The sequence below is a fragment of the Mycobacterium montefiorense genome (genome assembly GCF_003112775.1).
Taxonomy (GTDB): Bacteria; Actinomycetota; Actinomycetes; order Mycobacteriales; family Mycobacteriaceae; genus Mycobacterium; species Mycobacterium montefiorense.
In genome coordinates this window covers 714,769-738,008 of record NZ_BFCH01000018.1, presented here as the reverse complement: position 1 = coordinate 738,008, position 23,240 = coordinate 714,769, and the positions used below count along the sequence as shown (strand labels likewise).

Here is a 23,240-nt window from a genome sequence, read left to right as displayed (position 1 = left end):
GTCTGGAGCCGGATGGCCCAGATGTACGGGGTTGCCAATCCGGTGCCGCCATGGCAGACCAGCCTCGACGGCATGTGCGATGCGCTCGATCAAAGCAGTTGCGGCCCAGAGGCACTCGGCTTTGTCGACCGGCGAAACGACGAGGACAAACTGTCCGCCACGGTCTATGCGGACCTGCCTTACCCAGAAAACCGGCTGGTGGCATTGGCGCACTCGCTGGTGGCGCGCGGCGTCATCGACGAGGCCGAATTAACCGAACGGCTGGCCGTGGTGAGGGCCAGGCTCCAATCCTGACCGAGATGCTTGGCCACCGCCGATTCCCCTGCTGGAAGGGGTTTTCCCGGCCTGTTTAGCCGTTCGGTTCTGGGTACGCTAGACTTGCACCAACGTTGGCCGCTTCACCATGAATGCCAACAACGTCGTGGAACGCTTCCTCATCCCCCGGTGCCAGCCCAGAGCCAGCGCTTGACACCGAATCCAGATGATCCGTGCACCCGCACTAGCTTGTCTCGCGGCGATCGATATTGCCGACCGGCAATCTCGCCACCTTGTGCCGATGCCTGCGCGACGTCTCGTCTGGGCCCCGGCACTAACGATGCCTGAAAGGCACCGAAAAGTGACTACCGACAAATCCTTTGCCGACCTCGGCGTGCGCAGAACAATTGTCAGCGCGCTCGCCGAGCGCGGGATCGCACATCCGTTTCCCATTCAGGTCGAGACGCTTCCGGATACGCTCGCGGGCCGAGACGTGCTGGGCCGCGGGAAAACAGGCAGCGGAAAGACCCTTGCCTTTTCCATTCCACTGGTCAGCCGCCTCGCCGAAGGCAACCGGCGCCCCTCGCGGCCATCGGGTTTGGTGCTCGCCCCGACTCGTGAGCTGGCGACTCAGATCACCGCGACGCTCGAACCGTTAGCAGCGGCCTGCGGTTTGCGCGTTACCACGATCTTCGGTGGCGTTTCGCAAACCCGGCAGGTAGCTGCCCTCAAGTCCGGCGTCGACATCGTGGTCGCTTGTCCGGGCCGGCTCGAGGATCTGATGAAGCAACGGCTGATCAGCCTCGAGGCAGTGGAGATCACTGTCATCGACGAAGCCGATCACATGGCCGATCTCGGCTTTCTGCCCGGCGTCACCCGAATCCTGGCTGCTACCCCGAATGGTGGCCAGCGACTACTGTTTTCGGCAACGCTGGACAACGGTGTCGACAAGCTCGTCACGCGGTTCCTCCGCGACGAGGTGCTGCACTCGGTCGACGGGGCGGACTCACCGGTATCCGAGATGACCCATCATGTGTTTCACGTCGCCAATGCGGAGGCCAAGAAGGAACTTGTGCACCGACTCGCTTCCGGCACCGGCCGCCGAATTCTGTTCATGCGCACCAAGCATCAAGCGCGCAAACTCGCTAAACAGCTCACCGAATCGGGAGTTCCGTCGGTCGACTTGCACGGCAATCTGTCTCAGCCCGCCCGCGAACGCAACCTGGCGATGTTCGCCTCGGGCGGCGCTCGCGTACTGGTGGCAACCGATATCGCCGCGCGGGGCGTGCACGTCGACGAGGTCGAACTTGTCGTGCACATCGACCCGCCCGCCGAGCACAAGTCCTATCTGCACCGCTCCGGGCGCACGGCGCGGGCCGGCAGCGCCGGTGACGTTGTCACCGTCGTGCTACCCGAACAGCGTCAAGACACCCAGGCGTTGATGCGCAAGGCTGGCATCAAGGTCGCTCCTCAGCAGGTGACCGCCGCATCCGAGGCAGTGCATGCGCTCGTCGGTGAGATCGCCCCCTACCAGGCGCCGGCGCCCGCCAATGGCGCATCGCGCACGCCCGCGCAGCACCGACCGAATGCGGGCGGGCAACGTCGCCGCCGGAACAACAATCGGTCACCGAGAAAGGCCTCGGCTGCCCCCACCGAATCGGTGATATCGCACCGCTCCGCTACGCCGACCCGGCGGCTGGATCGTCGTCGCTCCAGCCGCGCGCAGGGAAGCGGCGGATAACTTCGCGGGCGTCAAGCTCGCGCCAGCAGCCACGCCTGCCCCCGGCCTTCGCCGGCGGCTATCACGGTTAATCCGGCGAATGCCGCGGCGAGCTCGCCGGGGGCGGCGCGAAACGGACCGGGTTCGGCGCCGACTTCGCTGAGTGCCGAAGCTGCCAGCAGCCCGCCCGGTGCCAAGCGCTCGATGAAGGCGTGGTCCAGGCGCGGGTCGCGGAACCGGTGGCAGACGATCACGTCAACGAGGGGCCCGTCCGGCAGTCCGTCGTCGAGATCCACGACGTCAAACCGGCATCGGTGCTCGATGCCGCTGTGCCGCGCCAGTTCCCGTGCTTGACCGACGGCCACCGCGGAGACGTCCAATCCGATGACGTCCAGCCCGCGCTGGGCCAACCAGACCGCGGCGAAGCCGCGGCCGCACGCGACGTCGAGAGCCCGCCCGGCGGTCGGGAAGGCATCCGCATAGTCGGCAAAGACGCCGGGTGCGCCAACCGCACCGCTGGATGCCGGTGCCTTGCTTGTGTACCGCTCGTCCCAACGGCGCTGGTCCTCCCGGGTCACAGCCGTCACTCTACGACTCGCGGGACGCGAATAATCAACCGGATTTTCTGGACATCTGTCTGTATTTGACGCCAGAGGTTTGGCGTCCGGGTTCCGCCGCCATTGCCGATGACCTGACTATGGATGCTGTCGCTGCAGCACCGGGCCGTTTGGCGGGGACCGGGTGGTGTCGTTGGCTGCGCGCGTTTCGTTTCCTACACTGGACGGGTGTCTAGAGATGTGGCTCGTGCTGCCGAAGCGGTGACCGGCACCGGAGGTTCCCGCCGATCGGATCGCCGGCCGGGACAAACGATCCGCAAGGTTCTCGACGCCGGGCTGGAGGAACTGCGCGAATCGTCGTTCGCGAACCTGACGATGCGTGCGGTTGCGGCCCGGGCTGCAGTGTCGCCCGCGAGCGCCTACACGTACTTTCCGTCGAAAAGTGCCCTGGTGGCCGCGGTGTATCTGCGATTTCTGCGCGCATTGCCGCTGCACACCGATGTCAACGACACCACCAAGACCCGGGTGAGCGCGACGCTGCGGGACATGGCGGTGGCCGTGGCCGAAGAGCCCGAGCTCACCGCTGCCTGCGGAGCAGCGTTGATGGCCGACGATCCGGCCGTCCAGCCGCTGCGCGAACAGATCGGCGAAGAAGTGTCGAAGCGGATAGCGGCGGCGCTAGGTCCGGGATGGCCGCGTGCCGTCAAGTCCACCCTGCAAATGACGTTCGCCGGTGCGCTGATGACGGCGCGGTTCGTCAGCTACGAGGAGATCGCCGGGCAACTCGACGAGGCGGTCAACCTTATATTGGGGGCCTCGGTTGCCTGATAGTCCAACCGCACAAGTGAATTGGACCATTCATTCAACCCCGCCGGCGGACAACGGCAAACCTCGAGGAGATTCATGGGAGATAGCGGATTCAACCTGTCGACGGTGTTTTCGACTCTGGCGCAAGCGCTTCCCGAGCACCGTGTGCTGTTCTGGCGCGGCCGGCAGTGGACGTACGCGGAGACGGACGCACGAGTGGATGGCATCGCACACTACTTGACATCGCTGGGACTGGGATGTCACACGGAACGGGATCGACTGCAGGGCCACGAGTCTGGTCAGGATCACATCGGGCTGTATCTGCGCAACGGTAACCAGTATCTGGAGTCGATGATCGGCGCCTACCGCGCGCGAGTCGCACCCTTTAACGTCAACTACCGCTATGTGGATGCCGAGCTCGTCTATCTGCTCGCCAACGCGCAAGCCCGAGCCCTGGTGTACAACGCCGAATTCGCGCCCCGCGTCTCTTCGATTCGCGATCAACTCCCCCAGCTGGAATTTCTGATCCAGGTGGCAGACGATTCCGGCCGGCCGCTGCTACCCGGCGCGGTCGACTACGAATCAGTTATCGAGACGCCGGCCCCGCCCGCCGGCATGCCCACCCCCAGCGGGGACGACCTGTACATGCTTTACACCGGTGGCACCACCGGAATGCCCAAGGGTGTGTTGTGGCGGCAGAACGACGTGTTCGTATCCTCAATGGGCGGACGCCCTTTCGGCTCCGACGAGGCGATGGCATCCTACGATGAAGTCGCGGCGCGCGCGTCTGGGGCGCCCGGCTTCGCGTCCGTGCTGCTGATTCCTCCGTTGATGCACGGGGCGGCGCAGTGGGGTGCATTCCAGATCATGACGATGGGCGGCTGGGTCACGTTTCCCGACGACGTCCACAGCATTCGCGCCGACGAGATTCTGCGACTGGTCGATCGTGAACGGGTGATGAGCATCCCGGTCGTCGGTGACGCGATCGCGCGCCCACTCATCGACGAGATCGAGCGCGGCGACTACGACCTGTCCGGGCTGGTGTCGATCAGCAATGGGGGCGCCGCACTGACGCCCAGTGTCCGCAAACGCTTTACCACCGCGCTACCGAACCTGTTGATCATCGATACCGCCGGGGCCTCGGAAACGGGACTGCAAATGAGCGCTATGCCGGCCCAGGCGGCACCGGCCGCCGTGGCCACGTTCACACCAGGCTCCGAGACCGGGGTTGTGGCGGCGGATTTCAGCCGACAGCTGGGTCCTGGTGGTGGCGAAGGATGGCTGGCCCGCCGCAACATGATCCCGCTCGGCTATCTCGGCGATGCGGAGAAGACGGCCCGCACCTTCCCCGTCGTCGACGGCGTGCGCTGGTCGATTCCCGGCGACCGAGCCCGATTGCTTGCCGACGGGCGCATCGAGCTGCTCGGGCGTGACGCCGTCACGATCAACTCCGGCGGCGAGAAGATCTTCGCCGAGGAAGTAGAGGCCGCGATGGCCGAGCATCCCGGCATCTACGACGTCGTCGTCACCGGACGGCCTTCGCAGCGCTGGGGCCAGGAGGTAGTCGCGATCGTTCAACTCGTCGAGGGCCGGGATCCCTCCGACGAGGAGCTGCTCGATACGTGCCAACAGCACATCGCTCGATACAAATTGCCCAAGGCCATCATCCGCACGTCCACGGTCCAGCGCTCGCCCGCCGGCAAGGCTGACTATCGGTGGGCCAAGCAGGTCGCAGCCGAAAATCCATCCACCACAACGGGACCCGGTTAGACCGCGGGCGTCAGCGACCGGGACGACTGGTCGGCACGCAAGAATCGGCCGAACCTCTGCTTGCCCAGCACCGGCGAGGCGTGGCCCGCACTGAATACCAGTTGCCCGGACACCAGCACGTTGCTGACGGTGTCGTCGTTGCGATTCACCATCCGCGAGAGCCCGCCATAGGATTCGACCGGATTCTCGGCATAGGCGTCGAGGGATTCGTCGAGCTTGTCGGGGTTGATCACCACGATGTCGGCGCGGTCGCCCTCGCGCAGTGTGCCCGCATCGATTCCGTACCAGGCACCGAGCTCGCCGGTGAGCCGGTGCACCGCACGCTCGATGGACAGGAACGCCATGCCTCGCTTCTCGGCATCGTGCACATGCCGCAGCAGTCGCAGCCCCGAGTTGTAGAACGCCATGTTGCGCAGGTGCGCGCCCGCGTCGGAGAACCCCATCTGAACATTCGGGCTCTGCGCCAGCTTCTTGAGCAACTCGGGCCGGTGGTTGGAGATCGTGGTCCGCCACCGCAGCGCCTCGCCATGCTCGAGCACCAGATCGAGGAAAGCGTCGACCGGGTGCAGGCCGCCGCGGTCGACTCCTACTTGCCCGAACGACTTACCGACGACCGATTCATCGGGGCAGGCCACGATGTCGGCGTCGAAGAAGTCACGGTGCCACACCCGTGGCCCGTATTTCTGGTCGTAGTCCTTGCGGAACTGCCGCCGATATCCCTCGTCGCGCATCAGCTCGTTGCGGGCCATCTCATCCTGTAGATGCAGGGCCGCGGCGCCGGAACCGAACTCCTCGAAGATTACCAGCGAAATCCCGTCGGCGTAGACCTCGAACGGCACCGGCAGATGCTGCCAACGGAAGTCACCACCGAGGGCGTTGACAATCCGCGCCAGCGCGTCCATCAAGTAGATGACCGGCGGTAAGGACTTGACATCAGCGGCCGACAGCAGGCTGGTCTTGAGGCGACGACGTCCTACCCCGAGTGACGCCGCCAGCTGGGAAACGATGGAGAGCGGATTCTTGATGTCGGGGCCGGACTGCAGAATCTTCTTGCGCCGCCGCAAGATCGCATTCAAGCGGCGCAGTTCGCGTGGCGTGGCGTAGGTCGACGGCAGAGTGCGCGACCGGCAGATCTCGCCGTCAAGTTTGTCGAACAGCAGTTGCTGCGAAGACATCCCGACGAAACCCTCGTCCAGGGCCTCCTCCAGCATCGACTCCATCCGCGCGAGTTCCGTCGGCGACGGGCGAATGTCCTTGCGGGTCGCCCGGTCCAGTCCCATGGTGGCGGCCCGCATATCGGAGTGCCCGATGAAGGCCGCAATGTTGGGACCCAGGTTCAGCTCCTCGAGGGCGGCCACATATTCCTTCGGGTTGTTCCAGGAACGGGCTTCGTCGAGTTGCTCGATCACATAGCGCCGCGGAATCGCCTCGACCCGCCCGAAGATGTCGCCTGCGTCGACGTTTTCCAGGTACACCGTGGACAGCGAACAGGAGCCCAGCATCACGGTCGTGACGCCGTGTCGCAGTAATTCGGAAAGCGCTGGCTCACAGAGTGTTTCGATGTCGTAATGGGTGTGGATGTCGATTATCCCGGGAATCACCCAGTGCCCGGACGCGTCGATGACATCGGCGCCCGTCGTATCCAGCGGCCCGTCGGTGATGGTGGCGACCCGGCCGTCGCACACCCCGATGTTGCGAACAGCCGATGGCGCGCCCGTCCCGTCGAACCAGCGTCCGTTCATGATCACGGTGTCGTACTGCATATCCCGGGCCTCCTGATTTGCAGTGATCATACACACGTCAGATAGTGTCTCGTCGTGAGTCGAACCGACATCGGGGCGCTGATTCCAGGTCAGCCGCGCACATCAGCAACGATCGTCTAGCTGCGACGATATGATCTAGCCGTGATGACGACCGACGACACGTCTGCCACCCACTAAGCATGCGCAGCCACGGTTGGGCAGGGAACACGCCCGCCTCCGACGAGGAGGCGATCGAGCGGATCCTGGATGCGGCGGACAAAATCATCGACGAGCGCGGATCGGCCATGCGAATCGCCGACGTCGCCCGCGCGCTGGGCGTGACCCGGCAGACCGTGTACCGATATTTCCCCGGAACCCAGGCTTTGCTGGTGGCCAGCGCAATGCGGTCGGCCGACGGCTTCCTCGACCATCTAGCGGCCCATCTCAAAGGCATAACCGACCCCGTCCTGGCGGTGACCGAAAGCTTCGCGTTCGCATTCGAACAGCTGGCCTCCGACAATCAGCTCGAGTTGGTGCTCAATCGGCGCCACCGCGGCGGTCAAACGATCTCCATCGTGTCGGACACCGCGCTAACCTTCGGCCGCTCAATGCTGCACCGCTTCGATATCGATTGGGAACAACATGGTTTCGACGATGCGGGCCTGGACGAGTTGAACGAGTTCACCCTTCGGCTGCTGCACTCGTTCCTGGCAGACCCCGGCCGGCCCCCGCGTAGCGGCACGGATCTTCGGCGCTACCTGATCCGTTGGATCGGACCCGCGATTGCCTACCCCCGAATCGCGCAGGCAATGGACCCGCTGCGCGTTTCCGAGCCACAGGTCCGTCGGCGACCATCGGCGGCGTCCTGATCCCGGACCATCGGCGCAAGGAGGAGCAGACGTGGTCGGACTGGCACAGATCGCCCTGGACAGCGCGCCCGTTTTCGGTGCCGCCATGCTCGCGATTGCGGCCGTGCAATTCCGAGGCACCGACTATCGGAAATTGATCCAGCAGGACATGGACCTGCTGGATCGCCTCCCACCGGAGGCTACCGAACGGCGCGACGCGCTGCGGCGCTCGATTGATGCCCGTGTCGACGACCTGGTCGATTCCGCAGACCGGAGCCGCGCATGGCGCAGGGCCGCGCTGTCGTACCAGGGGAACTGGCGCGATGTGGTGGTGTTGCTGTGCGCGGTGCTGTTCACGATCGTCTGGTGGGACGTCGACCACAGCAGAGGCAACTGGTTGGCGATGGCCATCTTGCTGGTCGTGTTGTGCGTTGTGACCGCCGCCTACGCATTCCGCGGCGTGCTACGTGCCGGCAGCGCGTTTCTGCGCAGGCGACACGTTGGTGGACCAGACGCACCAAAGTAGTTGATCCACAACGAAATAGCGCGTAGTGGTCAACGCGGATATATCTAGCAAGCGCGCGTGGTGAAAATGTGACAAAATTCAACACGTGAAGGCGTACGCCCTCCCTGTTTTATTCTGTGCTGCTGCAACGTTCGCCTGGACGCTGCTGATCGTCCCCGCTCCCTCCGGCGCTGCCGAACCGTGCCCCGACGTCGAAGTTGTGTTCGCTCGAGGGACCGACGAGGCGCCCGGAGTGGGCGATGTCGGTGCGAGTTTCGTCGACTCGCTGCGTGCACATGTCGGCGCAAAGTCTGTCGGGGTGTATCCGGTGAACTATCCGGCGAGTATGGACTTTCCCAGAGCCGTCGACGGGATCACCGACGCGAGTGCTCACATTCAACAGATGGCAACGAGCTGCCCCAAATCGATGATGGTGCTTGGCGGTTACTCTCAGGGAGCGGCCGTGATGGGCTTCGTCACCGCCAACCAGGTGCCGGACGGGACGAGTCTGGGGCAGGGCCTGCAGCCGATGCCCGTCGACGTTGCTAACCACGTCGCCGCGGTCGTACTGTTCGGGAAACCGTCGACCCAGTTCATGAACCTGATCAATCAGCCCTCCGTCACGGTCGGTCCCCTGTACGCGGCCAAGACGATCGAGCTGTGCGCGCCCAACGACCCGATCTGTGCGGGTTCGGGAGATTTCTCCGCGCATCGGCAGTACCAGCAGGCCGGAATGATCGATCAGGCTGCGGATTTCACCGCCAATCGCATCGCCGAGACAACTCCACCGGGCGGCACATCTCCGACGTCGGGACCGACTCATCCACCGGCGTCGGTGCATTCACCCTCGCCGTCACCGACGCCCGCACCGATCGCGTCGCACCAGCCGGGACCACCCCCGGGGCCGGCAGGGTAAGTGGTCGAGTGGCAGATCGGCAACCTTCACCAGATGAGGACGTCGGGTCCGCGGACTTCGATGTCGCAGATCGATTGGCGATCATCAATCTGTTGGGCGCCTACGCTCACAGCTACGACCAAAACCGGCTGGACGAGTTTCGTGCGCTGTTCACCGAGGCGCCGCAGCTCGGCCTGCTGCACGAGGGTACCGAGCTATCGCAGGACATCGATACGGTCATTAGTCTGCTCGCGGTCAGGAAGGCGAAATTCAAGGCCGAGAACAACCAGCGCCGTCATGCGTTGAACTCGTTTTGGTTTTCCAGCCAGGGCCCCACCAACGCGACTGGGCACTGCTATGTGCAGGTCTTCGCGATCAAGGAAGGTGGTCCTCCCATCCCCGACCTCACCGGTCGATACGAATTCACCGCGGTCAAGCAGCACGGGGTGTGGCGATTCAGCCGCTGGGTCGTGGCGATGGACCAGGCACAACTGGCCAAGTAAATACGCTCGGCCGCTGAATGATTCGCTCAGTAGCGGGGTGCCGCCTCGAGCACCTCGACGGCCGCGTCGATGTTGGGAATGATCGTGGGACCGTAGCTACCCACCACTTGCGCGAGCGCGCGGACGATATGCGCGCCGACAGCGCCCGCGGGGAGCACCTCCTCCGCCAGGACGATGCCATTGACCACGTGGCCGGTGCTCAAGCGGCCATCGGCAGTGACCTCGTAGCGCCAGTCGCCGATCTGCACCCGCTCGGGCGCAGACCGGAAAAGGCCGCGGCGCGCCGGGGTCAGGATGACGCCCGGGACCCCGCAGAACACTCTGACGACTTGCCCAACCCCCCCGGGCCCGGCCAAGGCAGCACCGATGGCGAGACTGGCTCGTTGATGGTCGAAGCTGGTCATCCATCACTCATCGGAAGCACGAACGATGGTGTGATGGTTTGCGGTTCGCCGACGCGGCGCACGGCGGTGCCGGCCACGTAGAACTCGACGGTGTGATGTCCCCATGCATAGTTCGAGATGGCGAAATGCACGCCGACGATGCCGTTTGCGCCATCCCGCTCGGCCTCGGCCTGCATGCGGGACATCGCGAGTTCCCGGGATTGGTAGCTGCCCTGCGTCCACTGCGGCATCTCGGCGTTGCGGCCCACCTGACTGAGGGTCCGCAGAAAGCCTTGCACGGCAATGTGAAACACGCAGTTGCCCATCACGAAGGCGACCGGGGCGAACCCGGAGCGCAGCAGCGTGGTCAAATCCTGGCCGGTCAGGTGACTCGAGAAAGCCTGCCCGTTCGGGCGTCGAAAGGCTCCCGGCTTCTCGGTGTAGCGCACGGCGGTTCCAACCGCGATGAACTCGAGGTGCTCGCCTTCGCCCTGATGGCGCCAATCGAGTCGGACGCCGACCACTCCGTCGGCACCGAGCGCGTCGGCCTCGGCCTGCATCCGCGACATCGCGTTCCAGCGCGCCCGGTAGGTCGCGTCGGTCAGTACGGGCAGCTCCGATTGCTGCCGGATCCCGGTGAACTGGTAGCCGACGTGATAGACCGACACCCCCATCACAAGCTCTATCGGCTCGAATCCGGCCCCGTGCAGCAGTGCGAATTCATTGATCGAAAGGTCGGACGTGAATATCTTCCCGGCGTGCGAGAGACGTTCGCTGGCGACGGGATCGAGCGAGTTCGGTTGCATTGTCAAAGACCCTCCTGCGGTTCGCAGCCAGCGTAGGCCGCGGGGCCTGGGAACACATGCATAACGTGCAAGGAGCGGCCTGAAGTTAGCGGCAGGTACGTGACTGTGTGCTCTGGACGCCGGGGCTCAGCGTGTCACCACCCTGGGTGCATAGTGAAAACCGTGACCTCACCACAGCGAGCCCCGTCACGCATCCGGCGGGTAGCTGCCTTCCGGCTTAGTGTTGCTGCATTCCAGCAGCTCCTTGAGGGCATCGGGAAACGCGTCGGCCACGCTCCACAGGTCAGGCAACAGGTCGGGACAGGCGATCAACCCGATCCCGAGTTCGCCGTTGAGCGACATCACGGTGATGTTGAGTCCGGCGTCGCCGATGATCGGCCCGAGCGGGTACATCGCGTCGACCCGGCAGCCCAGGAAATACAACTGATCCCGCGGCCCCGGGACGTTCGACAGGATCAGGTTGTAGGCGCTGCGGTTGATCGGAATGCGTGGCAGCAGTCGCATCGCCGCGCCGAACGTCGTCGGCCCACCGAACTGCGTCCAGTCGTGCAGCAGCGTGGGGCCCAGGGCCGCGGTGTGTTCTTTGGCGGCGCTATTTCCCGCGGCGATCGCGCGGATACGTTCGGCGGGGTCGCGGATTTGGCTTTCCACCCGGCAGAACATCCACGTCGTCTGGTTGCGGCCAGGACGATCGGACTTACCGAGCACCGACACCGGCACGGTGGCCACCAGCGGGTTTTCGGGCAGCTCGCCGCGCTCGAGCAGAAATCGCCGCAATACGCCGGCGCACAGCGCCACCACCACGTCGTTGATGGTGACCCCGAAGCGTTCCTTGACTCGCTTGATGTCGCGCATATCCAGCTGGGTATAGGCGATGTTGCGATACCGGGTAACGGAGCCGTTCAACACCGACGATGGCGCCGAAAACGGTGCTGCCATGGTGCGGCCCTCGCGTGCTCGCAGCACCGTCTGCACCAGCGTCAGCGCCGTCGTGGGCACCACAGTCGCCAATCGCAACGGACGGCGGGCAAATCCGAGCAGTCCGCTCACCACGATCTGCAAAGGGTTAGCGCCGCCCGCACCCTCGACGGCTCGCGGGGCCGGCGCGTCGGCCTGCATGCTGCACAGATGGGCCAGCAGGTTGGCGCCCGCAACGCCATCGACCAGCGCGTGATGGATCTTGAGCATCACGACAATCGAGTCACTGTCCGCGCCGCCCTGCAGCACCCACATCTCCCACAGCGGTCGATCACGGTCGAGTGGCAGCCCCGCGACGTATCCACAGATCTCGGCCAGCTCGCGACGACCCCCGGGCGCCGGCACGCCGACATGCTGCAGATGACGTTCCAGCTGGAAGTTCTCGTCGTCCACCCACACCGGGTGATCCAGGTTCAGCTGGTTGTCGGCGAGCTTCATCCGGAATTCCGGCACCGCGGCGACGCTGCGCGCCAACGCCGCGCGAAACCCCCCGTATGTGTAGCCCTCCGGCATCGTCGACGTGTCCAGCTCCAACACGCAGCACACGTTCAACGGTTGCGTCGGCGTCTCCAAGTAGAGGAAAAACGCATCAAGCCCGCTCAGTCGTTCCATAGCCGCCCGCTCGACTAGTGACTTCCTAAACCCCCCGGCGCCTAGGAGTCTAGGTAGCTGACCAATGGTCAGCTACACCCCGAGAAGGCGAACTCGGTTAAATTTTGAAGACATACCGCCGCGGTATTGAACGATCGTTGGATGTTTCTTCGATCCCCGCACCGTCGGCCTCAGCTGGCTGAACCGAGCACTGCCGGGTCTCGTATTACGAGATATCAGCATCCTGGCCGCCGTATCCGGGAAGCGGCCGGCTAGCGCTGATCACGTGCGGAATCGCAGGAGGATCATGTTCAGACGAGCCGAAATCGCCGATGGTCCCAAGCACAAGCTGCTGACGATCGAATTGTGTGATGTGGTCCGCGAATACCAGATCGGCGGACAAACCGTACGCGCGCTCGACCAGATCAGTCTGCGGCTCGAGGGCGGACAGTTCGTGTCGATGGTCGGGCCTTCCGGCGCGGGAAAGAGCACCCTGCTGCATTTGCTCGGTGCGCTGGACTCCCCCGATTCCGGATCGATCGAATTCGACGGCGACGAAATCGGCCGCCTCAACGACGCACAGCAGTCGCAGTTTCGCCATCATCGCGTCGGCTTCATCTTTCAGTTCTTCAACCTGTTGCCAACCCTGTCGGCGTGGGAGAACGTCGCGGTCCCGAAACTACTTGACGGCGTGCGGCTGGGCAAAGCCAAACCAGATGCGATTCGGCTGCTGGAACGAGTCGGCCTCGGGCACCGGACCGAGCACCGGCCCGCGGAACTGTCGGGCGGTCAGATGCAGCGCGTGGCCGTAGCGCGCGCATTGATGATGGATCCACCGTTGATCCTGGCCGACGAGCCCACCGGAAACCTCGACTCCAGTACGGGCGCTTCGATATTGACGCTGCTCGGCGAAGTCGCGCACGAAGCCGGACGCGGCCGGCTAGTGGTAATGGTGACCCATAACCCCGAAGCCGCGGAGGCAACCGACCGGGTGGTCATGCTGGCCGACGGGCGGATTGTTTCCAACGAACGATCGGCGGCCCTGGTGTGAGACCGGCTTCCGCGATCGGAGCCACCGCGAGCCGGCTGCGTGTGTTCAGCCTGCGTGAGCTCGCCATGCACCGGCGGCGCACGATCGCATCCATTGCGGTAATGGCGGTCTCCGCAATGTATTTGGTGGCGGTATTCGGGATCTTCGGGTCGATCACCGGATCGGTCAATCGCCTCAGCGATGGGATCGCCGGCATCGCCTCGCTGGAGGTCTCCGGCATCACCGACGCAGGATTTCCCGACACCATCGCCGCCGACGTCGCCGCGGTTCCCGGGGTGGCGACCGCCGCACCAATGATCCGCACACCGGTGTCCACCTCGTCGGGCCCGGTTCTGCTGTTCGGCGCCGACGAACGCCTCGCGGCGCTCGGCGGTGCGCTCAAGGACGCGTTGAAAAGCGGTGCGCCAGAACAACTGGCGAATCCATCCGGACCCGCGAACGGGGTCCGGATCGGCCCGGGTATCGGTCGTGCCAAGGGTGAGACGTTCCAGCTCGGCTCGGATTCGGTCACGGTGACCGAAGTGCTCGCCGGAAAAGAGGTTTCGGCTCTCAACGGCGGGCACTATGTCCTTGCGCCACTTGCGTTGGCGCAGATCAGCACCGGGCGACAGGGTCAGCTCGACTCGATCCTGATCACGATCAAACCCGGTGCGGATCTGAGCCAGGTCCGCACCGCGGTCAGTGCGGCGGTGAACGGCCGCGCCATCGTCGCCGACCCGAGCATGCGGGCTACCCGGGCCGGCGACGGTGTCAAGCTGATGAACTACATGGCCCTGATGGGTGCGATGGTGGCGTTGATGGTCGGCGCCTTCCTGATCTACACCACGATGACCATGGCGATCACCCAGCGCCGGCCGGTCATCTCGCTGCTGCGCGCGCTCGGCGGCCGGCGCGCGGTCATTGTCCGCGACATGCTTGCGGAAGCGGCAATCCTCGGGGTAATCGGCGGCGGCATCGGGTCCGCACTCGGAATTCTGCTGGGCCGCAGCGCAATTAGCCAATTGCCACCGGCCATGACGCAAGGCCTCGAAGCCCGCATCGAATTCTGGCTACCCAGCTACGCGATACCGATCGCCATCGTGACGACTGCACTCACCAGCGTGGTCGCCTCGGCGATGGCGGCGCGCCAGGTATACAAGGTGGCTCCGATCGAGGCGTTGGCACCCGTCGGAGTGTCAGCCGCGGACCACGTTCCGCGCTGGCTGCGGGTCGGGTGTGGGCTCGGGGCGATTCTGGTCTTCGCGGTATCGATCGCGGTCGTCATCACCCAGCGCGGCGTCCTGGCGTTCATCGCGATGTCGGCCGTCTTCTCCGCGGAGATCGCACTTGGTTTCGCACTCACCATGCCCATCGTCAACGCCGCGGCCACCACCGCGCGAATATTCGGAACCGTCGGCGCCCTTGCCGCGGCGACGATTGAGCGCGCGCCACGACGGGTGTGGGCGACGGTGATGACGGTGGTCATCGCGGTCATCACGACCGTCACGATTACCGGCACGAACAACGATATGATCCGATCCGCGCGTGGCATCTTCACTTCGGTGGTGGATACCCCCGTGTGGGTGAGCGCGAATCCGCCTGACACCTACCCCACTGACGCTCTCCCGCAAAGGCTTTCCGAGAAGCTGGCCGACGTACCAGGAGTTGGGCATGTCACCGAGGGCGCGTTCGGGTTCGCCGAGGTCGGGGGCACGCGGGTGATGCTCGACGGGTTCTCCGCCGGGACCGCGGACCCGCTGTACCGAGCCCTTGACCAACAGGTGCGCGACGACGTGCTGGCCGGGCGAGGGGTCGTGCTCTCGCAGAATCTCGGCAAGACCCTGCACGTTCGGGTCGGTGACCAACTCCGCATGCAAACACCGCACGGCGTGCAGCAGGCGACGGTGCTGGCCCTGGTGCCCTATTTCTCGACGGTCATCGGCACGCTGGGTCTGGGTCTGGATCAGATGCGGGCGTGGTTCGACCGTCCGGTGACGACGACCCTGCAGATCGCCGCGGCCCCGGGCGTGGATTCGCGTCGGTTGCTGACCGACGTCCGTGCGGCGGTGCCCACTCCGAACTACGTCTATGACGGTAACGCCGAGCTGGCCGGGCTCGAAGCTCCGATGCACCAGAGCATGTTCATCGCCAACGCCGTCTGGATCATCGTCGTCCTGGTGGCCGCCGTCGCGCTGCTCAACACCTTGACACTGTCCGTGCTGGAACGGCGTCGCGAAATAGGGGTGCTGCGCGCGATGGGCTCCAGCCGCCGGTTCACCCTGCGGATGGTGCTGGCCGAGGCGGCCGGAATCGGGTTCGTGGGCGGAGTTTTGGGGTTGGCGTTCGGATGCGTCGACCAGTGGCTGTTCAGCCTGGTCAGCGGTGACATGATGAATTTCCACGTCAGCTTCCACCCCAGCTGGATGGCGCTTGCCTTCACCCTCGGCGCGCTGGCGATCAGCCTGCTCGGCTCAGTGCCGCCGGCTCGCCGCGCGGCACGACTGAACATCATCGAAGCCGTCGGGGTCGAGTAAGAGCTATTCCACCAGGGTCGCGAATCCCTGCAGATGGGGTTTGCACGGAAACGGCACCGGGGTGCGGATGCTGCGCAGTCCCCGGGTGTCGAATCCGGCGGCGGCAATGGAATCGACCGTCCGCCGGTTGGGCTTACACCCCGCCGCCAACCAGGACCACGGCTTGGCGATTAGATCCTGGAACCAGCCCGTGGCGCCCTCGCCGCGTACATGCTCGAGGACGACCAGCCTTCCGCCCGGCACCAGGACTCTCCGGATCTCGGCGAGCGTCGCGGCGACGTCATCCACCGAGCACAGCACCAGGCCGATGTGGACGGAGTCGAAACTATTGTCGCCGAACGGGATCGACTCACCGGTTCCTTCGACTATGTCAGCTGCTATGCCGTGGCGAAGCGCGAGACGAGACGCCATGTGCCGGAATGTTTGCACCGGCTCCACCGCGGAGATCGAAGTCACTGAGGGCGGGACGAACTTCAGGTCGGTTCCCGGTCCGAGACCCACCATCAGTAGCCGGCCGGTCGCGTGAGCGATGGCGTCTCGGCGATACCGGTTGTAGAACAGGCGATCGAAGAACGGCTGGCCGAGACGATATATGTAGGGAAATAACGGATTTCCGGGCGTTATCTGCTACCTAGGTCCATACGGAAGGGCGGATATTCATCACTCATCAACGATACATACACCGCCACCCGGTAGCGCCATCGCACGATGCCCATCAGAAGATCGAACATGCCCTGCGGGATCGTTCCGGTGCACAACAATGCCACCGCCGCGATCACCGTGAGCACCTGCAGCGGCGCCTCCAGCGCCCAGCACAGGAGTATCTGCGGCACCGCCAACAGCCACGGCTTCACCAGTACAGCCCAATTCTTAAGGCGCCCCGGATATTCGACCTCCAGATCGCCCGGATAGTCGGGGCGGGCGGCCAGCGTGAACGGCGGGTACTTGTCGGTGCTGTTCATCGGAAACCGGTAGTTCATGACTCGCCAGGACCAGCGCAGCACGCCGACATTGAAATCGAAGATCGGGCGCGGATACCTGCCGGTGAACAGGATCGCGACACCGGCCGCGAGGGTCATGAACGGATACACCAGATATAGAAGGATCAGGATCGGATAGTGCGGTACGGCCAGCACACACCATTTGACCAGCCATAGCCAGCGCGACGGCGCATCGACGGCGCCTCGTACGCGTACGGTATCGACTGGCGCGGTGATCGCGTCGCTCTCGACGACTCTGGGCCTGGTCACTGTGGGCACGACGCAATAGGACTTGCCGCCGCGAGACCTCGATCGATTCGGGCGGCGATCCGGGGGTGGCTGGTCATTCGCACGAATTTGGTCAATGTCCAGGTGTGCAGTCGATCTGACATCAGCGCCGCCGGCCTCAACACGGATTCGCCATGGGCGACTTGCAGCGACGCCACTTTGGATACGGCGCTGACTTGCCGCCGCCGGGTCTTTTCATACCAGCGCAGTGCCCGCGAAAGTTCGGCACGGGTTTCATCGCCGCCAAGACTCGAAATCGCCTCGCACAACACCATCGTGTCGAGCAGGGCCTGGTTGGTTCCCTGCGCGAGGGTGGGTGGCATCGTGTGCGCGGCGTCGCCGAGCAAGGTCACCGGCCCGGCGTTCAGCGTGGCGGGAATCGGATGACGGAAGTGGGGATAAGGCGAGGAGGCCAGATCTTCGTCGGTCAATTTCGCCAGTACCAGATCGACCGAGTCCGACCAGCCCGCGAAGTTGGCTCGGATCTCCTCGACGGGGCGGTGAGGCCTAATGAAATCGTGCGACCACGGCAAGTCGAACCACCACTGCACGTGTGAACCACCGGCCGGCCAAAGACCGGTGTTTCCGTGCTCGCCGATGACGATGTAAGCGACCTCCCGGTCAACGATCTCCGGGAGGCTGACGAGACCCTGCCAGCTGCACCAGCCGGTCGGCTCGGCGGGCTGTGCGCCGACCACATCCCGGATCACCGAATGCAGACCGTCGGCACCGATCAAAAGGTCGCCTTCCACCACGCTGCCGTCCTCGAACCCAACCGCCACGCCGTCGGGCATCGTGATGACCCGGGCCGCGCGGGTGTCGCAGCGGCGCTTCACCATCGTGGTCACGTCCAACGTGGCGACTCGGTGCCCCTTGGACGTCAGCACCCGGACGCTGGACAACAGTTGACCTGCCCCATCCATGTCGACGCCGAGCTGGCGCAGCACCGTCTCGCCGTTGGACCAGATGGTCACGGCGCCACCGCCGGCCCGGGTATCGGCGCGCTGATCGAAGACGGTGACGTCGTGTCCGTCCCGCAGCAATCCGCGGGCAACCGAAATGCCGCTTACCCCGGCACCGATCACCAGGACCCGCAACGGCCGCCTGGATCTCGCCTCCGGTGGTAGACAGCTGATATGACTGCTGACGCCTGCGCGATCACGCTGTTCCATCCACCCTCTGATCCTGCGCGATTCGGCCAGTGGGTGGTCAGCTATCTTGCTTCGGCTCGTCACTCTCCTGGACACGTAGGCGCGCGCGAATCGGTTCAAGGAAGCAGACCGCTCGATTGGGCGGTCGAAGTCGCCTTCCACGACGCGGATTCACTCGACGCCTGGCTGGACAGCCCGGACCGTGACGCCGTACTCCGCGATGGTAAAAGTCAGGGCTGCTGGCAGTGTGCCTCCGATTTGGTTCTGACCGCGGGCGAGTCGCCGGCCGCCGACGTCGGCGTCTTCCTGCACAGCGTGACTCCCGGCAAGGAAGCCGAATTCATCGCCGCCCAAAGTGAACTCACGCGCAGCAGCTCTGCCTTTCCCGGATACGAAGGCACCGCGGTGTTTCCTGCCGATTCCTCTGGACAACAGTGGATGTCGGTGCTGCGATTTCGCAGCCCCGGTCAACTGACGAAGTGGATGCGCTCGCGAGAACGCCAGGAAGCCCTACCGGGCTTGCGCGGCGGATTGACCCGTGACTTTGCCGAGTTGGCGCGCAGCGCACCGTTCGGGTCCACGGTCCGAGTTGCCGACGGGCAGACCAGAATCACGCCGGCGTGGAAGTCGGCAATGCTGGTGCTGCTCTGCCTCTACCCGACCGTGATGCTGCTGTCGAAGTCGCTGTCCCCGGCTCTGGGCAATCTCGGAGTCAGCCAGTCGGTGTCGGTATTCGCCGGAAATGTCATCAGTATCGTTGCGCTGCAATGGTTATTGGTCCCAGCCGTTTCGCGGCCCTTTCGGCGCTGGCTGGACCCGATCGACGGGGCGCCGGTCCGGATCAGCGTGGCCGGAGCGGCGGCGATTATGGTCGGCTACGCCGCGCTACTGGTGGCTTTCCTGCTCGGGGGTTAGCTGCGAGCGCCAATCATCTTGTGTAAGTGCTCGATCGACCACGGCTGCGCGTCATGATGGTCGCGATAGCCCAACAGGGACGGCGTTGGCCGATCGAAGCGGCCGACGAATCCGCCTGCCGCCACCAGGATCTGACCCGTCACGTCCCGTGCCAGGTCGCTGGCGAGATATGCGTAGAGCGGGGCCACAAAGGAGGGTGGCGCACTGTCCAGCGAGGCCTGCATTGTTACGTCATCCAGCAATCCCCGGCCGTGCAGATCCGCGATGTGCTTCTCGTATTCGGCTCCGGTGGACAGTCGTGTTCGCGCGCCGGGACACACCACGTTGGCCCGGATCCCTTTGGCTTTGAGCTCCGCGGCGATGGCAACGGTCAGGCCGTTGACGGCGCCCTTGCCCGCGGGATAGCCGGTGCCGCCGTAGTCGCCCAGAAAGGCCACGGAACTGGTGTTGATGATCGTCCCGTGTCCCTGCTCGACCATGGCGGGGGCCGCGACCCGGCAAGTGTGGAACACCGTGCCGACGTGAGCGCTAATCAGGCCGTTGAATTCGTCGGGCGTGATGTCCAGGATCGAAGAGCCGGGCGGCTCGGCGATCCCGGCGCAGTTAATCAGGATGTCGAGTCGCCCGAAGGTGTCGCGGCAGGTGTTGACGAGCGCTGCGGCAACTGTCTCGTCGTCCGCGGCTCCGGCCACCGCGGTGGCTCGTCCTCCCGATGCGGTGACCGCCGCCACGGTTTCGGACACGGCAGCATCGTCCCGGCCGTTGACCACGACGTTTGCGCCCAGGTTGCAGAGCAGTTCGACGACGGCACGCCCGATACCGCGGCTTCCCCCTGTTACCACCGCGGCGCGCCCGGCCAATAGTCCCCGACCGGTCATCGCCACCGCCTTCGGGAATCGTGGTCGCGATGATGCTCGCAGGCGCGCCCCTCGGCGCTGGTCACCGACATTTGCCGAACAGTACCCACTCTCCACCGGAACCGACTGCGGGAGATCGTTTGGTGGGGCGACCTGCGGAACCACACGCGGCTGCCGATCTTGACGGGGTTGCCCGGCGGACGAGTAAACACAAAGAATCACCGAAGCGGGTGCTTGGGGCGTAGGATCGGAAATTAAGCCCGATCTGGACACGTCGCCGTTTAGCTAAAAGCGGTCAGCCAGCCGCACGGCTGCTGGGCTTGGCTCCGGCATTTACCTCCCTGGGCCGCCCTTCCGTTCCTGCGTGCTGAAAACAGCTGAACCGTGTCGACGGATAGGTCAGTGGAGTGCCGTGCGCACGCCTGCGATGCCTCGCTGCCCGCGACTTTGGGAAGTGTGCTTGCAATGCAAAGCCTTTGGTGCACAGATATTTTCAAAACCGTCGAGCCGGGCGGGGGCGCTTAGGAAGATGCCCGAAGCCCTTGCTCCACCCCGGCCCACTCGGCCGGCTAAGACTCGCAACGACGATTCCTACGACGACGTCATCGCAATGTTCATGATGCTGCGCTCGATGCCTGCCGAATCGCACGAATACCAGCGTCAGCGCGAATGCATCGTGACGCGGTGTCTCCCGCTCGCCGACCACGTCGCCCGCCACTTCGGACGACGGGGCGAAGGTCTCGACGACTTAACCCAGGTGGCGCGCCTGGGACTGATGAACGCCATCAACCGATTCGACCCCGACAAAGGACCTAGTTTCATCGGGTTCGCGATCCCCACCATGATGGGCGAGGTCCGACGGCATTTCCGCGACTACAGCTGGGGCATGCGGGTGCCACGGCGACTGCGTGAGCTCCATGTGCAAATCGGCAGGGCCACAGGCGATTTAGTTCAGAAGCTGGGCAGGGCACCGACCGCGCGCGAGCTGTCGGCGGAGCTGGGAGTCCCGCACGACGAGATCGTCGAATGCCTCGTCGCAGGCGATGCCTACCAACTCGACTCACTGGATGCCCCGGTTGGTCCCGACGACTCCGGCAACTCTCGCCGCATCGCCGACGCGGTGGGTGCCGTCGACCCCCAGATCGACCACATCACCGACCGTGAAGCGGTGCGCTCCCTAGTGACCGCGCTCCCGCAGCGCGAGCGCGAGGTTCTGCACATGCGATTCTTCGAATCGATGACGCAAAGCCAGATCGCGGAGCGAATCGGGGTGTCACAGATGCAGGTGTCGCGCATTCTGGCCAACACCTTGACAGCCCTGCGTGACCAGCTGGATTAGCCCTCGAATCGGTGCCCGGGCCGTCTTGGAACAAGCGCACTGTACTGTGCGTTTGGGGTGAAATCGACTCCGTCGCCAGATCCAGCCTGGAAGGAGCACGAGCCGATGAGGCTTTCACAACCGGTTTTCGCGGGGGTCGCCGCAGCAACTGTGCTGGCGCTGTCCGTGGCCGGCTGCGGCGGCAATGAGAAGCCATCTCCGACAACATCGGGATCGGCAACGTCGTCGACCAGTAAGAGCAGCGCGGCGCCCAGCTCGTCGCCGTCGTTGGGGCCGACACAGGGGAACGACTACACCGGTTGGTTGATCCAAGCGACCGATATCGACGCGCCGGTGCCCTTCACGGGCACGCCGCCGACGAACAACCCGAACGGCCAGCCCGGTGCGGCGACGACGTTCAGCACCGAAGACAAGAGTCACGTCATCAAAGACACCATCCAGGTGCTGGCCGACCCAGATGCGGCGACCAGCGCATTGAACGCCGCGAAATCGTCACAGGGTGGCGCCATCAAACATCCCGAGACGCAGGCGCTCAAGATCGGCACGGACGGAACGGTGGTGTCCGGCAATTCCCCCGACAACTCCAAGGGCATCGCGGTGGTGCTCTTCACCGAGGGCAAGGCCTTCGTCACGCTCGAATTCGACGGCCCGCCCGACACGCTCCCGCCGCCGGACTTCGTCAACGACGTCGGCCAGAAGCAGGATGCGGCCGTGAAGAAGGGGCTCGGCGGCTGAACCAGTGCGGCCGTCCGTCGCACGGTCCTCGAAGCTTCACGATGCCGGCTGGCTAAGCACGGATCGAACGAGGCGGTGCGAGTGACAACGACGACAGCGATAACGACACCAATTGTCGTACTCGGGGCGTGTCTGGGACTCTTCGCCGCCGGTTGTGGTGGGCCCACTGGCCACCCGGCCGCCTCCAATCCGCCTGCCGCCCAGTCTTCGACGCAGGCCCCGAAGTCGAAGCAGCCCGGCGAGCCGACGCTGCCCGGGTTGGGGGCAGTGAAAATTCGCTATGAAGACGCCACCACACCGGAGGCGCAGCGCGGCCGCCAGCTTATGCAGGACGCGAAGGTACTGGAGGGCCTCGCACAGCACATCGAGGACACCTTGGTGCTGCCGTCCGACTTGACCGTGGTCGGTAAGCAATGCGACACGAACAACGACTTCTACCTTCCCGACGCCAACGAGATAGACCTCTGCTACGAGGCCAGAGAACACGCCGAAAAGCTCGCGGCGGGCAGCGGCATACCCGACCCGGCAACCCCTGCGGTCGACGAAACGATCTCCGCGGCGTATCACGAGCTCGGCCACGCCACGCTCGCCATCTACCAGCTGGCATTCACCGGGCGCGAGGAGGACGTGGCTAACCAACTTTCCGCGTTCATGCTTCTCAACCCCGGCGCCGACGGAAAGTCCTATCCCGACGGTGTTCGCATCGCAACCAACACGGCGACGGAATGGAAGCTCAGCGCGAAAGAGTCAGGCGACGCCAATGAATTACCGTTCTGGGATGGGCATTCCATGGACATCACCCGGATGTACAACTGGGAGTGCTGGATCTACGGCTCTAATCCGGCCGCCAACGCCAGCATCGTCTCCTCCGGAGATCTGCCGGACGATCGAGCCGGCAACTGCGAGGAAGAGTTTCAGAACATGCAGCGCGGCTGGGAATCACTGCTGGGTCCGCATCTACGCAAGCCCAGTTAGTGACGTGAGGCGTTAGTTCGTGGGCGCATTGCCACCAAAGCATTGCGCGTCCTGGAATCCCGAGATCGACGCTAGC

General features: G+C 64.6%; 22 protein-coding genes and 1 pseudogene. 14 read left to right on the top strand and 9 right to left on the bottom strand.

The features are described from left to right. The first annotated feature begins 12 nt into the window (after positions 1-12). Together DB708_RS15890 and DB708_RS15885 are read left to right on the top strand one after the other, a co-directional pair. On the top strand, positions 13-294 hold the full coding sequence (locus tag DB708_RS15890; protein WP_235616831.1) for a nitrile hydratase subunit beta: 282 nt from the start codon (positions 13-15) through the stop codon (positions 292-294). 322 nt (positions 295-616) lie between these two features. Further along, entirely contained in the window at positions 617-1,996 is a 1,380-nt protein-coding gene (locus tag DB708_RS15885) for a DEAD/DEAH box helicase (RefSeq protein WP_108923316.1), read from the top strand. Between the two features lie 11 nt (positions 1,997-2,007). Here the strand turns inward: DB708_RS15885 and DB708_RS15880 are convergent, their stop codons facing one another. After that, positions 2,008-2,553, bottom strand: a complete 546-nt coding sequence (locus DB708_RS15880) for a class I SAM-dependent methyltransferase (protein ID WP_108923315.1) — start codon at positions 2,551-2,553, stop codon at positions 2,008-2,010. Between the two features lie 207 nt (positions 2,554-2,760). On the opposite strand from DB708_RS15880, the gene DB708_RS15875 reads away from it, so the two are divergent. Together DB708_RS15875 and DB708_RS15870 are read left to right on the top strand one after the other, a co-directional pair. After that, positions 2,761-3,360: a TetR/AcrR family transcriptional regulator gene (locus DB708_RS15875; protein ID WP_108924332.1), complete on the top strand. Its 600-nt coding sequence runs from the start codon at positions 2,761-2,763 to the stop codon at positions 3,358-3,360. Positions 3,361-3,435: 75 nt separating this feature from the next. Further along, entirely contained in the window at positions 3,436-5,109 is a 1,674-nt protein-coding gene (locus tag DB708_RS15870) for an acyl-CoA synthetase (protein ID WP_108923313.1), read from the top strand. Here DB708_RS15870 and DB708_RS15865 read toward each other — a convergent pair. Further along, positions 5,106-6,872: an N-acyl-D-amino-acid deacylase family protein gene (locus DB708_RS15865; RefSeq protein ID WP_108924331.1), complete on the bottom strand. Its 1,767-nt coding sequence runs from the start codon at positions 6,870-6,872 to the stop codon at positions 5,106-5,108. The genes DB708_RS15870 and DB708_RS15865 overlap by 4 nt on opposite strands. Before the next feature lie 179 nt (positions 6,873-7,051). Between DB708_RS15865 and DB708_RS15860 the strand changes: the two genes are divergently transcribed. The 4 genes and pseudogenes from DB708_RS15860 to DB708_RS27300 all read left to right on the top strand — a co-directional run bounded on the left by DB708_RS15860 (position 7,052) and on the right by DB708_RS27300 (position 9,602). Continuing rightward, positions 7,052-7,720, top strand: a complete 669-nt coding sequence (locus tag DB708_RS15860; RefSeq protein ID WP_108923310.1) for a TetR/AcrR family transcriptional regulator — start codon at positions 7,052-7,054, stop codon at positions 7,718-7,720. Positions 7,721-7,805: 85 nt separating this feature from the next. After that, entirely contained in the window at positions 7,806-8,225 is a 420-nt protein-coding gene (locus DB708_RS15855) for a hypothetical protein (protein WP_201263551.1), read from the top strand. An 85-nt stretch (positions 8,226-8,310) separates the two neighbouring features. Further along, positions 8,311-8,976 (top strand): annotated as a pseudogene (locus tag DB708_RS15850) (cutinase family protein); the annotation flags it as partial. Positions 8,977-9,128: 152 nt separating this feature from the next. Further along, positions 9,129-9,602 (top strand): nuclear transport factor 2 family protein, encoded by a 474-nt coding sequence (locus tag DB708_RS27300; protein ID WP_165839830.1) that lies wholly within the window; start codon positions 9,129-9,131, stop codon positions 9,600-9,602. Between the two features lie 26 nt (positions 9,603-9,628). Here the strand turns inward: DB708_RS27300 and DB708_RS15840 are convergent, their stop codons facing one another. The 3 genes from DB708_RS15840 to DB708_RS15830 all read right to left on the bottom strand — a co-directional run bounded on the left by DB708_RS15840 (position 9,629) and on the right by DB708_RS15830 (position 12,381). After that, a complete protein-coding gene (locus DB708_RS15840) occupies positions 9,629-10,006 on the bottom strand; it encodes a DUF5073 family protein (RefSeq protein ID WP_108923304.1) in 378 nt (125 codons plus the stop codon). Further along, the gene (locus DB708_RS15835) at positions 10,003-10,791 is read right to left on the bottom strand and encodes a heavy metal-binding domain-containing protein (RefSeq protein ID WP_108923302.1); all 789 of its coding nucleotides are present in this window, start codon (positions 10,789-10,791) and stop codon (positions 10,003-10,005) included. Before DB708_RS15835 ends, DB708_RS15840 begins: the two co-directional genes overlap by 4 nt. 186 nt (positions 10,792-10,977) lie before the next feature. After that, on the bottom strand, positions 10,978-12,381 hold the full coding sequence (locus DB708_RS15830) for a WS/DGAT/MGAT family O-acyltransferase (RefSeq protein WP_108923300.1): 1,404 nt from the start codon (positions 12,379-12,381) through the stop codon (positions 10,978-10,980). 331 nt (positions 12,382-12,712) lie between these two features. Here DB708_RS15830 and DB708_RS15825 point away from each other — a divergent pair, with 331 nt between their 5' ends. Next, positions 12,713-13,411, top strand: coding sequence for an ABC transporter ATP-binding protein (locus tag DB708_RS15825; RefSeq protein ID WP_108924327.1), 699 nt, complete (start codon positions 12,713-12,715; stop codon positions 13,409-13,411). 65 nt (positions 13,412-13,476) lie between these two features. Further along, a complete protein-coding gene (locus DB708_RS15820) occupies positions 13,477-15,924 on the top strand; it encodes an FtsX-like permease family protein (protein ID WP_108924325.1) in 2,448 nt (815 codons plus the stop codon). 3 nt (positions 15,925-15,927) lie between these two features. Here DB708_RS15820 and DB708_RS15815 read toward each other — a convergent pair whose 3' ends face one another. Genes DB708_RS15815 through DB708_RS15805 form a run of 3 tightly spaced genes read right to left on the bottom strand, consistent with a single transcriptional unit; the run spans position 15,928 to position 18,289 of the window. Next, positions 15,928-16,548, bottom strand: coding sequence for a class I SAM-dependent methyltransferase (locus DB708_RS15815; protein WP_108923298.1), 621 nt, complete (start codon positions 16,546-16,548; stop codon positions 15,928-15,930). Then, positions 16,545-17,141 (bottom strand): DUF4389 domain-containing protein, encoded by a 597-nt coding sequence (locus tag DB708_RS15810; protein WP_108924322.1) that lies wholly within the window; start codon positions 17,139-17,141, stop codon positions 16,545-16,547. The genes DB708_RS15815 and DB708_RS15810 overlap by 4 nt, the downstream gene beginning before the upstream one ends. Positions 17,142-17,170: 29 nt before the next feature. Next, on the bottom strand, positions 17,171-18,289 hold the full coding sequence (locus tag DB708_RS15805; RefSeq protein WP_235616785.1) for an FAD-dependent oxidoreductase: 1,119 nt from the start codon (positions 18,287-18,289) through the stop codon (positions 17,171-17,173). Positions 18,290-18,328: 39 nt separating this feature from the next. On the opposite strand from DB708_RS15805, the gene DB708_RS15800 reads away from it, so the two are divergent. Then, positions 18,329-19,258, top strand: a complete 930-nt coding sequence (locus DB708_RS15800; protein ID WP_108923293.1) for an antibiotic biosynthesis monooxygenase — start codon at positions 18,329-18,331, stop codon at positions 19,256-19,258. Here the strand turns inward: DB708_RS15800 and DB708_RS15795 are convergent. Continuing rightward, positions 19,255-20,136 (bottom strand): SDR family NAD(P)-dependent oxidoreductase, encoded by an 882-nt coding sequence (locus DB708_RS15795; protein WP_108923291.1) that lies wholly within the window; start codon positions 20,134-20,136, stop codon positions 19,255-19,257. The two genes, DB708_RS15800 and DB708_RS15795, sit on opposite strands and share 4 nt — an antisense overlap. Before the next feature lie 508 nt (positions 20,137-20,644). Here DB708_RS15795 and DB708_RS15790 point away from each other — a divergent pair. The 3 genes from DB708_RS15790 (at position 20,645) to DB708_RS15780 (ending at position 23,164) form a co-directional block, all read left to right on the top strand. Further along, positions 20,645-21,454 carry a SigB/SigF/SigG family RNA polymerase sigma factor gene (locus tag DB708_RS15790; protein ID WP_108923289.1) on the top strand — a complete coding sequence of 270 codons (810 nt, stop codon included), beginning with the start codon at positions 20,645-20,647 and terminating at the stop codon, positions 21,452-21,454. A gap of 105 nt (positions 21,455-21,559) precedes the next feature. After that, positions 21,560-22,189, top strand: a complete 630-nt coding sequence (locus DB708_RS15785) for a hypothetical protein (protein ID WP_108923286.1) — start codon at positions 21,560-21,562, stop codon at positions 22,187-22,189. A gap of 81 nt (positions 22,190-22,270) precedes the next feature. Continuing rightward, positions 22,271-23,164 (top strand): DUF4344 domain-containing metallopeptidase, encoded by an 894-nt coding sequence (locus DB708_RS15780; RefSeq protein ID WP_235616784.1) that lies wholly within the window; start codon positions 22,271-22,273, stop codon positions 23,162-23,164. Positions 23,165-23,240 lie beyond the last annotated feature (76 nt).

Excerpts from the sequence above, each read along its gene's own strand:
- DB708_RS15795 (WP_108923291.1), bottom strand. The coding sequence starts at position 20,136 with ATGACCGGTCGGGGACTATTGGCCGGGCGCGCCGCGGTGGTAACAGGG.
- DB708_RS15835 (WP_108923302.1), bottom strand. The coding sequence starts at position 10,791 with ATGCAACCGAACTCGCTCGATCCCGTCGCCAGCGAACGTCTCTCGCAC.
- DB708_RS15820 (WP_108924325.1), top strand. The coding sequence starts at position 13,477 with ATGCACCGGCGGCGCACGATCGCATCCATTGCGGTAATGGCGGTCTCC.
- DB708_RS15890 (WP_235616831.1), top strand. The coding sequence starts at position 13 with ATGGCCCAGATGTACGGGGTTGCCAATCCGGTGCCGCCATGGCAGACC.
- DB708_RS15830 (WP_108923300.1), bottom strand. The coding sequence starts at position 12,381 with ATGGAACGACTGAGCGGGCTTGATGCGTTTTTCCTCTACTTGGAGACG.
- DB708_RS15870 (WP_108923313.1), top strand. The coding sequence starts at position 3,436 with ATGGGAGATAGCGGATTCAACCTGTCGACGGTGTTTTCGACTCTGGCG.
- DB708_RS15785 (WP_108923286.1), top strand. The coding sequence starts at position 21,560 with ATGAGGCTTTCACAACCGGTTTTCGCGGGGGTCGCCGCAGCAACTGTG.
- DB708_RS15865 (WP_108924331.1), bottom strand. The coding sequence starts at position 6,872 with ATGCAGTACGACACCGTGATCATGAACGGACGCTGGTTCGACGGGACG.
- DB708_RS15800 (WP_108923293.1), top strand. The coding sequence starts at position 18,329 with ATGACTGCTGACGCCTGCGCGATCACGCTGTTCCATCCACCCTCTGAT.
- DB708_RS15790 (WP_108923289.1), top strand. The coding sequence starts at position 20,645 with ATGCCCGAAGCCCTTGCTCCACCCCGGCCCACTCGGCCGGCTAAGACT.
- DB708_RS15860 (WP_108923310.1), top strand. The coding sequence starts at position 7,052 with ATGCGCAGCCACGGTTGGGCAGGGAACACGCCCGCCTCCGACGAGGAG.
- DB708_RS15840 (WP_108923304.1), bottom strand. The coding sequence starts at position 10,006 with ATGACCAGCTTCGACCATCAACGAGCCAGTCTCGCCATCGGTGCTGCC.
- DB708_RS15855 (WP_201263551.1), top strand. The coding sequence starts at position 7,806 with ATGCTCGCGATTGCGGCCGTGCAATTCCGAGGCACCGACTATCGGAAA.